The 13,531-nt window shown below is 72.7% G+C and carries 9 protein-coding genes and 1 pseudogene; 9 read left to right on the forward strand and 1 reads right to left on the reverse strand.

Annotation, left to right across the window (positions count from 1 at the left end):
* The first annotated feature begins 40 nt into the window (after positions 1-40).
* From HW130_RS15120 to HW130_RS15145, 6 genes are all read left to right on the forward strand, one after another.
* A complete protein-coding gene (locus HW130_RS15120; protein WP_177150081.1) occupies positions 41-889 on the forward strand; it encodes a helix-turn-helix transcriptional regulator in 849 nt (282 codons plus the stop codon).
* Positions 849-1,118, forward strand: a complete 270-nt coding sequence (locus tag HW130_RS15125; protein ID WP_177150082.1) for a DUF397 domain-containing protein — start codon at positions 849-851, stop codon at positions 1,116-1,118. The genes HW130_RS15120 and HW130_RS15125 overlap by 41 nt, the downstream gene beginning before the upstream one ends.
* A 62-nt stretch (positions 1,119-1,180) precedes the next feature.
* Complete coding sequence (locus HW130_RS15130) at positions 1,181-2,224, forward strand: hypothetical protein (RefSeq protein WP_177150083.1); 1,044 nt, start codon at positions 1,181-1,183, stop codon at positions 2,222-2,224.
* Complete coding sequence (locus HW130_RS15135) at positions 2,221-3,384, forward strand: hypothetical protein (protein ID WP_177150084.1); 1,164 nt, start codon at positions 2,221-2,223, stop codon at positions 3,382-3,384. Before HW130_RS15130 ends, HW130_RS15135 begins: the two co-directional genes overlap by 4 nt.
* A 108-nt stretch (positions 3,385-3,492) precedes the next feature.
* Positions 3,493-4,929, forward strand: a complete 1,437-nt coding sequence (locus tag HW130_RS15140) for an MFS transporter (protein WP_375256537.1) — start codon at positions 3,493-3,495, stop codon at positions 4,927-4,929.
* 104 nt (positions 4,930-5,033) lie between these two features.
* A complete protein-coding gene (locus HW130_RS15145; RefSeq protein ID WP_177150086.1) occupies positions 5,034-9,341 on the forward strand; it encodes a trypsin-like peptidase domain-containing protein in 4,308 nt (1,435 codons plus the stop codon).
* Positions 9,342-9,402: 61 nt separating this feature from the next.
* Here HW130_RS15145 and HW130_RS15150 read toward each other — a convergent pair.
* Positions 9,403-9,849 (reverse strand): annotated as a pseudogene (locus HW130_RS15150) (response regulator); the annotation flags it as partial.
* A gap of 252 nt (positions 9,850-10,101) precedes the next feature.
* Here HW130_RS15150 and HW130_RS15155 point away from each other — a divergent pair.
* From HW130_RS15155 to HW130_RS15165, 3 genes are read left to right on the forward strand one after another with little or no spacing between them, the layout of a single operon-like run.
* Positions 10,102-10,956, forward strand: coding sequence for a MaoC/PaaZ C-terminal domain-containing protein (locus HW130_RS15155; RefSeq protein WP_177150087.1), 855 nt, complete (start codon positions 10,102-10,104; stop codon positions 10,954-10,956).
* Between the two features lie 19 nt (positions 10,957-10,975).
* Positions 10,976-12,052 carry a Zn-dependent alcohol dehydrogenase gene (locus tag HW130_RS15160; protein WP_177150088.1) on the forward strand — a complete coding sequence of 359 codons (1,077 nt, stop codon included), beginning with the start codon at positions 10,976-10,978 and terminating at the stop codon, positions 12,050-12,052.
* A 10-nt stretch (positions 12,053-12,062) separates the two neighbouring features.
* Entirely contained in the window at positions 12,063-13,016 is a 954-nt protein-coding gene (locus tag HW130_RS15165) for a 3-oxoacyl-ACP reductase (protein WP_177150089.1), read from the forward strand.
* Positions 13,017-13,531: the final 515 nt, after the last annotated feature.

Below are 13,531 nucleotides of genomic sequence, written 5' to 3' on the forward strand. Positions count from 1 at the left end.
CACATCACCTGCGCGCGTCCGCGTGGTTACGCTCGGCTACATGGTGCACATCCGCAGCCTTGACCCCTCTGCGTCGCCCCTGGACTACTACGGCTTCGAACTCCGCCGCCGACGAGAGGAAGCGGGCCTCAAACAGAGCCAGTTGGGGGCGTGCATCTTCGTCACCGGCTCGCTGGTCGGCCAGATCGAGACGGCGAAGAAGGTCCCCACACGGGACTTCAGCGAACGGGTGGACGCGGCGCTCGGCACGGACGGGATGTTCTCCCGGCTCGTGGGCCTGGTGCTGCGCAGCCAACTGCCGCACTGGTTCCAGGCGTACGCGGAGATGGAGGCGAAGGCGGCGTACATCTCCACGTACCAGGCGCAGTTGGTCGACGGGTTGTTGCAGACGGAGGAGTACGCGCGGGCGGTGCTCGGCTTCAGGAACGAGGACAACCTCGACGCCAGGGTGGCCGCGCGGATGGAGCGCCAGCGCATCCTGGACCGGGAGACGCCGCCGCTGATGTGGGTGGTGCTCAGCGAGGCCGTGCTGCACCAGGAGGTCGGCGGTCCCGAGGTCATGCGGAACCAGCTCGCCCACCTGTTGGAGCTGCGCGGGCGTGAGTGGGTCAAGGTGCAGGTGCTGCCCTTCGCGGTCGGCGCGCATGCCGGACTGCCGGGTACGTTCACTCTGCTGCGGTTCGAGGACGACCCGGACCTCGTCTACACCGAGGACTTCGTCCAGGGCCATATGACGGCCAATCCGGCCGCTATCAGGGAGGGTTCGCTCCGTTACGATCACCTGCAGGCCGCCGCGCTGTCCGTGGAGGACTCCGCGGCACTCATCGCCCGCGTAATGGAGGAACGTTATGGACACCGACCAGGGCCTGACGGGCGCACGCTGGCGTAAGTCGTCGTACAGCTCCGACACCGGTGGGCAGTGCGTCGAGTGCGCCCCCGTCGGCGGCGCCACCTGGCGCAAGTCCTCGTACAGCTCCGACACCGGCGGTGAGTGCGTCGAGGTCGCCCACCTAGCCCCTCACGTCGCCGTCCGCGACTCCAAGAACCCCGACGGTCCCGTCCTCACCCTCACCCCCGCCGCCTTCGCGGCCTTCGTGGGAGCCGCCGCCGCGCTCTGACGGGCCGCCACGTACCATCGCTGCGTTTGCTCTGACTTGGCGGGTTCGCAAGGGGGAAAGTCATGGCCGGCAGCAGACGGAAACGTCTCGGTGTCACAGCCGGGGTGCTGGCGGGAGCGGTCTTCGCGACCGGGATCGGTTTGTGGGCCACGGACAGCGGGCCCTTCAAGGACGCCTACTGCTGGGGCGCGTGGCAGCAGAACAGCGGCCCGCGCCTGCTCGGCGACGAGGCCGTGGACGAGTCGGGTGCCGAGCGGCGGGCGACCGAGTCCGCGCCGCCGTCCGCCGGGCGGCCGCAGGGCACGTGCACCGTCGAGGTGGCGTCGGACGACGACGAGGACAAGGTCACGGTGACCTACGGCCCTCTCCCCGCCGCCGTGGACAAGCGCCAGGAGTGGATCACCCACTACCTGCACGGCTCCGTCTCCTTCCTGCCCGACGGCCTCGACGGCCTCGTCGGCGGTGACCGGGGCATGCTCGTGCTGCCCGAGGCGTGCGACGTGGACGGCAGGCCCTCCGTCGTGACGATGCACAACGAGAACTGGAGCGAGGGCCGCGAGGGCCGGGTCACCGGAGGCATGGGCGTCATCGGCACGCGCGCCGAGGTCGCCGAACTGCTGCTGGCGGCCGCCGACACCGGGATGCGCGCTGCGGGGTGCGCCCCGAAGGAGCCGCTGCGCGCCAACACGCCCATGGCGACCGTCGCCGAGGACAGAGAAGACGCGGACAATCCCGTCTGCCGGATTCCCGGCGTGGTCTTCGACCTGCCGAAGCAGTCGAGGTACCGGCAGCAGGTCGGCGTCGTGAGCGACCGGCTGCAGACGTGCTCCGTGGCGTGGCTGACCGAGAGCTTCGACGAGGAACCGGCCGCGCAGTACGTGATGGCCTCCGCGCCCCGGCTGGCGGCCCTGTTCACGGGCCTGCCCGAGGGGCCGGACAAGGGGCTCGTGCGGGTCGAGTGCGGGGGACGCGAGACCGTCTTCTACGGCAGCACCCGGCTCGGACTGACCGGCCTCGCCAAGCCCAGCGCGAAGCGGGTGTTCACGAACTTCGTCGACTCCGTCGGCAAGCGCATCGGATGCAAGGCGGACAGGGGCACGGCATGACGACGACCGACAAGACGCCGGAGCAGGAGACCGCGTCCGCCGCCGAGCCCCGGCCCTCGCTGCTGCGGAGGCTCCTGCGCAGCCGTACGGCCAGGGCGGTCACCGCCTCAGCCGTCGCCGGCGCTCTGCTGGGCGCGGGCGTCGTGGCCTGGCGTACGGACACGCTGCCGCTGCTGAAGGCGGATGCCTGCTGGGACTCGCTCGACGAGTCGACCCTCACCGCGCTGTTCGGCGACCGCCGGATCGAGGCGGAGGAGCAGGAGCTGCGGCGCGATCCGCAGACCGCCTCACGCTCGTACGGACAGTGCCGGGTCACCAGCTTCGGCGACCGCAGCACGGGGCGTCGGCAAGCCGTCCTCCGCGTCCACTACCTCGACGGGCTCTACGGCACCGACGCCCGCAATTGGCCTGCGGAGTACCTGTCCAGCCGGATGGTCGCGCTCGGCGAGGGGCTGCCCGGGATGGTGTCCCCGGACCGCGCGTGGCTCGCCGTGCCGCAGCAGTGCACGGGACGCCCCAAGGACGGCGACGCCTCGCTCGTGGTCGATGTGGCCCTGGGGGAGCACGTCTTCGACTCGGAAGGCCCGCACGACCGGGAGGACCGGGAGGCGCTGGCGCGCACCGTCGTGGCCGCGGCCAACGGCGTCATCCGCGACCTGGGCTGCACCGGCACGTACCGCGCGCCGCGCGACCTCCCGCCGATCCCGGAACGGGTGGACGTGGCCGAAGACGCCTTCTGCGGGGTGAAGGGGCTCACGGTGCCCGCCGCGTCCCGCGAGTACCTGAGGCGGGCCCGCATCGGCGGCGGCGCGGACGGACCCGCCCGCACCTGCGAGCTCGGCGGCACCTACCCGGACACCGCGGTGCGGATGACGACCATCGTCGATCCGGGTCTGACGGAGATCTTCGGCAAGGAGCTGCTGTACGGCGGGACGCGCTTCGGGGCCGAGAGCGACGACAAGGGTTACGGGACGGCCGGTCCGAGGCGTGCGGTGTACCGGGCGCCGTGCCAGACGGGGCCCGTGGTCTTCCTGGCCGAACAGCTGGAATCCATGGACGGCGGCAGGGACTTCCTCGCCGACGTCATGCCGGCCTACGTCGCCGCCGAGGCGGAGCGCATCGGCTGCGGCCGGCTGAAGATCGAGCTGCCGCGTGCCTGAGCCCGCGCCTTGGCGGGCTCAGCCCGGAGGCGTAGGACCAGCGGCGAGGTGACACGTACACCGCTGTCCTGATGTACGGGCCGCAGGGCGTTTGCGACCATGACACGCATGGTCGCAGCCCGTTCGCACACACAGACGTCCCTCCCGTCGTCCGCCGCCTCACGGTCGGCACGCACCTGGGCGGTGATCCTCGCCGCGTGCGCCGGTCAGTTCCTCGTCGTGCTCGACGTCTCCGTGGTCAACGTCGCGCTGCCGTCGATGCGGGCGGACCTCGGACTGAGCGCCACCGGGCTGCAATGGGTGCTCAACGCGTACTCCATCGCCTTCGCCGGGTTCATGCTCCTGGGCGGCCGGGCGGCCGACATCTTCGGCCGCAAGCGGATGTTCCTCGTCGGGCTCGGGCTGTTCACGGCCGCGTCGCTGGCGGGCGGGCTCGCGCAGGAGGGCTGGCAGCTGCTCGCCGCCCGTGCCGTGCAGGGCCTCGGCGCGGCCGTCCTCGCCCCGGCGACGCTCACGCTCGTCACGGCGGCCGTCCCGCCCGGCCCCGCCCGCACGCGCGCCATCGGAACCTGGTCGGCCGTCGGGGCGGCGGGCGGCGCGGCCGGCGGTCTCGTCGGGGGCGTCCTCACCGACCTGCTCTCCTGGCGCTGGGTCCTCCTGATCAACGTGCCCGTCGGCGTGCTCGTGCTGGCCTGCGCGGTGGTGTGGCTGCGCGAGAGCCGCGTGGCCGAGGGCCGCCGCCTCGACCTGCCGGGCGCGGTCCTGGTCACCGGCGGCCTCGCTGCCGTCGCGTACGGCATCGTGCAGACGGAGGAGTCGGGCTGGGCCGAGAGCGGGACGCTGTTTCCCCTGCTCGGGGGCCTGGTGCTGCTGGGCCTGTTCGTGGCCGTGGAGGCGCGCACGGCCGCACCCCTGATGCCGCTGAAGGTCTTCCGCTCGCGCGCCGTGTCGGCCGCGAACGTGGCGATGACGGTCACCGGTTCGGTGTCGTTCGCCATGTGGTTCTTCATGACCGTCTACGCGCAGAACGTCCTCGGCTACACGCCGCTGGAGGCCGGACTCGCCCTGATCCCCAGCTCGTTGAGCATCGTCATCGGCTCCAAGCTCGCCCCCCGCCTGATGGTGCGCGCCGGCGCGCGGAACGTCGCGGTCCTCGGCGCGCTGATCGCCGCCACCGGATTCGGCTGGCAGTCGACGATGGGGGCGGACGGCTCGTACCTGACGACCATCGCGCTGCCGGGCGTGCTGATGATGACCGGCGTCGGCCTCGTCGCGACGCCGCTCGCCTCCCTCGCCACCTCGGGCGCGGCGCCCGGCGACGCCGGTCTGGTCTCCGGCCTCGTCAACACCTCCCGCACGATGGGCGGCGCGCTCGGCCTCGCGATCCTCTCCACCGCCGCGGCCTCCCGCACGGACGGCGCGACCACGGCCGAGGCGCTGACGTCCGGCTACGCGCTGGCCTTCCGCACGGGCGCCGGGGTGCTGCTGGGCGCCGCGGTCCTGATGCTGCTGTGGCTGCCGCGCCCGGAGCGGGAGAGTGCCTGAAGCCGACCGGGTGCGGGGGGATCGAGGGTTGCGACAGGGTGTCGTGTGGAAGGGGTAGGGAACGCGGTCGACCGGGGCGGGGGAGCCCCGAAGGGGGAGAACAGGTGAGCGCGTTACCCCGGCAGCCCACGGAGGGCACCGGTCCCAAGGCCCTGGACGCGGCCGTCCTGCGGATCAGCGACGAGCAGGGCGACCCGGTCGGCCTGGGCTTCCTGGTCTCCGACGAGCTCGCCGTCACCTGCGCGCACGTGGTCTCGGCGGCGCTCGGCGCGCCGGAGGACGCCGAGCCCGACGCCTCCGCCCGGCTCCACGTCGACCTGCCGCTGCTCTCTTCGCCGGCGCAGGGAGTGACGGCGGGCGTCGTGCACTGGGTGCCCCCGCAGCAGTCCGGTGCCGGGGACGTGGCGGTGCTGCGGCTGGACGCGCCGCTTCCCGGCGCCCGGCCCGTCCGGCTGGTCGAGGCGCAGGACGTCTGGGAGCACCCCGTGCGCGCCTTCGGGTTTCCGCACGGGCGTCCCGGAGGGGTCTGGCACGCGGGCGTCCTGCGGGCGCGACAGGCCAACGGCTGGGTGCAGGCCGACCTGACCGGCGAGGGCTATCAGGTCTCCCGGGGCTTCAGCGGCACTCCGGTGTGGGACGAGAAACTCGTCGGCGTGGTCGGCATGGTGGCCGTCGCCGAGTCCGGCAGTCCCCCCGTGAGCTACCTGATCCCCACCGGCGGCCTGCTGACTGCCTGGCCCGAGATGCGCGGCCTGGCCCTCCCGCCGTCCCCGTTCCGCAGCCTCTCGGCGTTCGAGGAGTCCGACGCCCACGTCTTCCACGGGCGGCGGGCCGAGAGCGACGAAGTGGCCGGTGCGCTGGCCGCCGAGCGCTGGGTCTGTCTCGTCGGCCCCTCCGGCTCCGGCAAGTCCTCGCTGGCCCTGGCCGGAGTGGTCCCCCGGCTGCGCGCGGCCGGAGCCGCGGCGGTCGTCCTGCGGCCCGCCTCCGGCAGCAGCCCGCTGTCCGCGCTCGCGGCCGCCCTGCTCCCGCTCCTGGAGTCCGGTCTGTCCGAGACGGAACGGCTCGCACGGATCCCCGAACTGACCGGTCTGCTGCGGCGGCAGGGGCCTGCCGATGCCGTGGCACGGCTGCTGCAACTCCAGGGCAGCCGCCGGCTGCTCGTCGTGGTCGACCAGTTCGAGGAACTGCTCGGCCTCGACTCCGCGTTCGTGGACGAGCTGGCCGACGTGCTCTTCGACGACGCCCTCCCGCCCACCGTCCGGGTGCTGGCCACACTGCGGGCCGACTTCCTCGAGACCGCGCTCTCCCACCCGCGCCTCGGGCCGGTCCTCGGCCGGCACCTGTACGCGCTCGGCCCCCTGGGCCCCGAGCGGCTCCGCGAGGTCGTGACCGCACCGGTCGACGCCATCCCCGGCGTGCGCTACGAACCCCACCTCGCCGACCGCATCCTGGCCGACACCGGCACCGGCTCCGGCGCCCTGCCGCTGCTGGGCTTCACCCTCGACCTGCTGTGGCAGCGGCAGGAGGGCGGCCTGCTGACCCACCAGGCGTACGAGGAACTCGGCGGCGTGACAGGCGCGTTGAGCGCGCACGCCGACCGGGTCTGGGCGGAGTACGTGCCGAGGGAGGACGAAGAGGCGGCACGGCGGCTGTTCACCCGGCTCGTGCGGATGCCGGCGGGCGCGGCGGCGGCGACGCGCCGCATGGCGCTGCGCACGGAGCTGGGCGAGGACCAGTGGCGTATCGCCCAACGGCTCGCCGCGACCAGGCTGCTCGTCACCGGCCGCAGCGTCGAAGGCGCCGAGACGGTCGAACTCACCCACGAGGCGCTGATCAGCGGCTGGGACAAACTGGCCGCGTGGGCCGCCGAGGACCGGTCCTTCCTGGTCTGGCGGGAGTCCCTGCGACACGACAGGGAGCGTTGGGAGCAGGGAGGACGCGACCCGGAGCTGCTGCCGACGGCCGTCGCGCTGGCGGGCGCCCAGCAGTGGCAGCGCGAGCGGGGCGACGATCTGAGCGACGCGGAACGCACCTATCTGGAGGCCGGGCGCACCCACCGCCGATCCCGGACCCGCAGGCGCAGGGCGTTCCTCTCGGGTCTCGGCATCGTCGTCGTGCTGGCGCTGGTGCTCGGGACCCTGTTCGTGGTGACGCGGCGGGAGAGCGAGGAGCGAGCGGCGCTCGCCGCCTCACGTGCCCTGGCGGGTGCCTCGCAGGACGAGGCGTCCGCCGACCCGGCCCGGTCGGTGATGCTGGCGCTGGCGGCGTACCGGGCCTCGCCGACGCAGGAGGCGCGCAACCAGCTGCTGCGGCAGTATCTGGAGCACTGGGACACCGAACGGGTTCTCACCGGAGCGCTGGGCACCTTCAAGACGCTCGCGGCGAGCAGCGACGGCAATGTGGTGCTGGCCTCCTCGCAGCTGGGCAGCGCGGTGCTGTTCGTGCACGCGGCCGACGGACGCGTTCGCAGTGAACAGGTCCGCTCGACCGGCCACGTGCGTTACCCCCTGGTCTCGGCGGACGGAACGCGGGCCGGCTACGTCCAGGAGGACGGGAAGGCCGCCTGGTTCGACGTGCGTGCCGATGCCGGACGTCCCGTGGGCCGGGTGCGCGAACTGCCCGCGGCGCCGGGGGCGACCACCGGCGCGAACGAGGACGTCAAGTCCTCGATGTCGCCGGACGGAAGGATCATCGCCTCCAAGGTCAAGGACCGTCTGGTCTGGTGGAGCCTGGACAGCGGCACCGTCGGCGGAGAGGTGCCCGCACCCAAGGGCATGATCTTCGACCTGTGGGTCGGTGCCGACGACCGCACCCTGCTGGCGCCCGTCTACGAGAACCTGAACGGCCTGGGGAAGCAGGAGAAGATCAGCCTGCTGGCCGTGGACATGGCCACCGGCAGGCAGCGGGTGGTCGTGTCGGGAACGGATGAGGTCCTGCTGTCCGGCGACCGCAAGGCGGTCGTCGCCTGCCGTGAGCAGCACGGCCAGTCCGTCCTGAGCCTCCATCGCGTCTCCGACGGCACCCGGCAAGGGGGTCCGTACCGCGAGAAGGAGGAGAGGTACCGGACCGATCTGTGCACGGCGGACGCCGTCGACGCCACGGGACGCTTCGTCGTTCTCGGACTCGGCCATCTGCGCCTGCTGGACCTGTCCCGGAACAGGGTGGTGTCGCGGACGGCGGACCCGGTCGAGCCCGTCCGTTTCCTCCCCTACGAGAACCTGGTGTCGACCGGCGGAAAGCTCCTTCTCCTCCAGTACGACGACAACGCGATCACCTACACCGAGGTGCCCAGGTCCGGGGACCACATACTCGACGTGGGCCAGCAGACACTCACCGACGACGCCAGCAGGACGATCACCGTCCTCGCCGACGGATCGCGCATCCAGCTGCGGCCCTCGGACGCGGACGACGAGCGGGTGCTCGCCGAGGCGCAGCGGTCGAAACCGTACTGGAAGCCGGGACGGGACGACCTGCTCCAGACCGACAGCCGTGGAACACTCGTCGCCGACCGGGAGGGCAGGAACGTGGTGTCCGTCCGCGAGGTCGCGACCTTGCGGCAACGGGCGAGAATCACCGCGGCCGAGCCGCCACCCCTCGGCGCGCGGCCGCCGATCCCGGGAGGCGGCGGCGGGTCCCCCAACCGGCCGGGCCCGCAGTGGGACTTCCGCTACTTCTTCGACCCCAGCGGGCGTCTGGTCACCGTCTCGGGCACGGTGGTCCAGCAGTGGGACGCGCGCACCGGCGAGCAGCTCGCGCGCCTCGACGCCGGGCCCCTCCTCCGCAGGATCGCGGGGAAGGACAATCCGGATGTTCTGATCGGCGGCTATCCGGCCCCGAACCGGATCACCGTGACCGTCATGGGCGATCCCGTCGTCCGTGTCGTCGACGTCACCACGGGCCGCGTCACGGCCGAGGTGAGGACCAGCGAAGACGTCCGCGCCGTCCAGTTCGAGCCCACCGGCCGCTACTTCGCTCTGATGCGCCGGGGAGCGGTGGTCGAGCTGTGGCGGCGTGAGCCCACCCCCCGCAAGGTGCTCGGGCCGCTGCGCAGCGTCGGCGAGGACTCCACCACCCCGTGGGTGGCGGGCTTCCTTCGCGACGGCCGCTACCTGATAGCCGCCAACCGCTCCGTGCGGATCTACCGGGTCGACGGACGTGCGGCCGCGGACTCCTACGAGTTCGGCGTTCGGCGCAACATCGCCGGCGCGGAGGATGTGCACGCGTTCCTCGACGTCTCCAAGGACGGCAGAACCGTGATCCAGGCGGGCCCCGACGGCATCGGCGGTCCCCTCGCCCTCGACGCCGCCGCGTGGCAGCGCGCGTTGTGCGACGTCATCGGCCACCGCGCCTTCACGGATGACGAGGTGAGCAGCCTGCCGGTGGACATTCCGGAGAGAGTGGTGTGCCCCTAGCCTCAGGCGGGGGGTCGGTCAGGCGTGCCCTGCGCACGGCGGCGGTGCCGTCCGTCGGTCACGGCCTGCCCTGCTCCCCGGCCGCCGCCGCGGCCAGCACCGGGTCGATCACGGTCTCGCCGGTCAGCGCCCGGCGGATCGCCTCGGCCAGTTCCTCGACCGGGCCGTCCTTCACCAGGAGTCCGGCCGCTCCGGCCTCCAGAGTCCGGCGCAGGAGCCCGGGGCGGCCGAAGGTCGTGAGGATCAGCACCCGGCAGTCCGGCACCTCCTTGCGCAGCTCGGCCGCGGCGTCGACGCCGCTGAGCCCGGGCAGATCGCAGTCGAGCAGCGCCACGTCGGGCCACCGGGTCAGCGCCGCGTCCACGATCTCGTCACCGCGGCCCACCTGGGCCACCACCTCGATGTCGGGCTCCATGCCGAGGAGCAGCGCGAGCGCGCCGCGCGTGGTGCTCCGGTTCTCGGCGATCAGCACCCGTACGGACTTGGCGGGTCTGTGCTCCCGCGGCATCTCGTCCACGGTGTCAAGGGTATGACCGGCCGCGCCGGCCCGCCTGTCGTGGCCGTGGCACTGCGGGCCGTAACCAGGAATCTGACAAGCCGTCAGCCGTCTTCCCAATGCCCGGTGGCTGCGTTATACATAGGCCCATCGGCCTAGAACGCGTTCTAGAACCGTCTGGGCCCCGTCCGGGCGACCTCGGTGCGGCCGACGGTGCGGACGGCCGTGCCGAGGTCTTCGAACCGTTCGAGGAGCAGCAGCCCCATGCCCATTGACCCTGCCAGGGCCCTCGCCGCCGAACCCCGCTCGACCACGATCCGCTGGGACCACAAGGACGTCCAGCTCTACCACCTCGGCATCGGGGCGGGCGTCCCGGCCAACGACCCCGACGAGCTGCGCTACACGCTCGAATCCAGGCTCCACGTCCTGCCCAGCTTCGCCACCGTGGCGGGCGCGGGCATGGGCGTCGTCGGGGGACTGTCCGCGCCCGGCATCGACGTCGACCTCGCCGCCGTCCTGCACGGCGGCCAGCGCATCGCCCTGCACCGCCCCCTGCCCGTCAGCGGCACGGCGACCTCCACGTCACGCGTCGCCGCCGTGTACGACAAGGGCAAGGCGGCGGTCCTCGTCCTGCGCACCGAGGCGGCCGACGACGACGGGCCGCTGTGGACCAGCGACGCCCAGCTCTTCGTCCGCGGCGAGGGTGGATTCGGCGGCGAACGCGGCCCCTCCGAGCGCCTCGCCGTCCCCGACCGCGCACCCGACCGGACCGTCGAGCGCGTGATCCGTGAGGACCAGGCGCTGCTCTACCGGCTCTCCGGCGACTGGAACCCGCTGCACGCCGACCCGGAGTTCGCCAAGCTCGCCGGCTTCGAGCGGCCCATCCTGCACGGGCTCTGCTCGTACGGCATGACGCTCAAGGCCGTCGTCGACACGCTCCTGGGCGGCGACGTCACCAGGGTCCGCGCGTACGCCACCCGCTTCGCCGGCGTCGTCTTCCCCGGCGAGACCCTGCGCATCCGCATGTGGCGGCGCGACGACGGCGTCCAGGCGGCGGTGACGGCGGTGGAGCGGGACGACGCCCCGGTGCTCGCGGACACGATCGTCGAACATTCGTGATCTTCCGAAGGGATCCGTCATGCGCGCAGCCGTACTGCACGAGACAGGCCAGGACAAACTCGAAGTCCTCGACGACGTCGAGGCGGTGGGCTTCGGCCCGGGCAAGGTGCGGATCCGCGTCCGGGCGACCGGACTGTGCCACTCGGACGTCTCCGCGATGACCGGCGTCCTGCCGCAGCCCGCCCCCTTCGTCCCCGGCCACGAAGGCGCGGGCGAGATCATCGAGGTCGGGGACGGCGTTGCCGGCCTCGCACCGGGCGACCGCGTCCTGCTGTGCTGGCTGCCCGCGTGCGGCGCCTGCCCGTCCTGCCGGCGGGGGCAGTCGCACCTGTGCCTGGCGGGGTTCATGAACGCGGGCACGCCCAACTTCGCCCGCCCCGGCGGTGACGTCTTCGGCTTCGCCGGCACCGGCACGTTCGCCGAGGAGGTCGTCGTCGGCGCGGGCTGCGCCGTGCCCATCCCCGACGACGTGCCCTTCGACATCGCCGCGCTCATCGGCTGCGGCGTCACGACGGGGCTCGGTGCGGCGATCAACACCGCCCAGGTGCAGGCCGGTTCGTCCGTCGCCGTCATCGGCTGCGGCGGAGTCGGCATCTCCGCGATCCAGGGCACCCGGCTCCAGGGCGCGGCCGAGATCGTCGCGGTCGACCCGGTGGCCTCCCGGCGCGAGGCGGCCCTGCGGTTCGGCGCGACCGAGGCCGTGGCCCCCGACGGGCTCGCCGACGCCAAACAGCGCGTCACCGCGGGCGAGGGCTTCGACTACGTCTTCGAGGTGGTCGGCCGGTCGCAGACGGCACGGACCGCGTACGAGACGACCCGGCGCGGCGGAACGCTGTGCGTCGTCGGCGCGGGCGCCATGGACGACCACCTCCAGCTCACGATGTTCGAGCTGTTCTTCGACGAGAAGCGCATCCTGCCCTGCCTGTACGGAGGCGGCGACGTGCTGCGCTCCTACGAACGGGCCATCGCGCTCTGGCGGGCGGGCAGGATCGACCTGGAGTCGCTGATCACCCACCGGGTCCCGCTGGCCGGGATCAACGACGCCCTGGCGCAGATGCGCAGCGGCGAGGCCCTGCGTACGTGCGTCGAGATCTGAGGGGGCCGCGATGACACTCCCTCTGGCGGGCCTCACGGCCGTCGTCACCGGTGCGGGCCGGGGCCTCGGCCGCGCGGAGGCACGGGAACTGGCGCGGCTCGGTGCGGCCGTCGTCGTCAACGACTACGGGAAGCCGGGCCATGGGGGTACCTCCCATGCCGAAGGCTATGGGGGAGGCAGCGGCGACGCGTCGGCCGCGCCCGCCGAGTCGGTCGCGGCCGAGATCCGCGCGGCGGGCGGCCGGGCGGTCGCCCACCTCGGCGACGTCGCCGACTTCGCGACGGCCCGGGGGCTGATCGACCTGGCCGTGAAGGAGTTCGGCAAGCTCGACATCCTCGTCAACAACGCGGGCATCCTGCGCGATCGCATGATCTTCTCGATGTCCGAGAGCGAATGGGACGCGGTGGTCCACGTCCACCTGAAGGGCCACTTCACCACGACGCGCTTCGCCTCGGAACACTGGCGCGCACGCGCCAAGGCGGCGGGCGCGCCGGTGTACGGCCGGATCGTCAACACCTCGTCGGAGGCGTTCCTGGCGGGCTCGGCGGGCCAGCCCAACTACGCGGCGGCCAAGGGCGGGATCGTCGGCCTGACGACGTCGTCGGCGCAGGCGCTGGCGAAGTACGGGGTGACGGTGAACGCGATCTGCCCGCGGGCGCGGACCCGTATGACGGCGGACGTCTTCGGCGACGCCCCGCCCCCGGGCGCGGCCGACCCTCTGTCCCCGGAGCACGTGGCGCCTCTCGTGGGCTACCTCGCGTCCCCGGCGGCGTCGGTGGTCACCGGCCAGGTGCTGGTGGTGCACGGGGGGATGGTGGCGGTGATGGAACGCCCGAGGGTGGCGGCGAAGTTCGACACGGCGAAGGACGTGTTCACGTACGAGGAACTGGAGTCGCTGCTGACGCCCCACTTCGACGGGGAGTCGTTCGCGGCGCGCGAGGTCCTGTCGTTGAGGAGGGGGTAGGGGGTCGGGCGCGGCGCGTGATGCGGGGTCTCTGCCCCCGTGTGTCGCCGCGCCTCAATCGCCGGCGGGGCTTGATTTGCCCCCCGTTCCTCAAGCGCCGGGGTTTGATTCGCCCCCGTGCCTCAAGGACCGTCGGGGTTGGGTGTGCCTGAAGCGTCGGCGCGGCTTGGTGTGTGCGGCGGTCTTGTCGGGGCTCTGCCCCGAGCCTCGCGCCTCAATCGCCGGCGGGGCTTGATTTGCCCCTTGTGCCTCGAGCGCCGGGGTTTGATTCGCCCCCGTGCCTCAAGGACCGTCGGGGTTGGGTGTGCCTGAAGCGTCGGCGCGGCTTGGTGTGTGCGGCGGTCTTGTCGGGGCTCTGCCCCGGGCCTCGCGCCTCAATCGCCGGCGGGGCTTGATTTGCCCCTTGTGCCTCGAGCGCCGGGGTTTGCTTCGCCCCCGTGCCTCAAGGACCGTCGGGCTTGGGTGTGCCTGAAGCGCCGGCGCGGCTTGGTGTGTGCGGCGGTCTTGTCGGGGCT

It is taken from the genome of Streptomyces sp. PKU-EA00015 (genome assembly GCF_013387495.1).
Classification (GTDB): Bacteria; Actinomycetota; Actinomycetes; order Streptomycetales; family Streptomycetaceae; genus Streptomyces.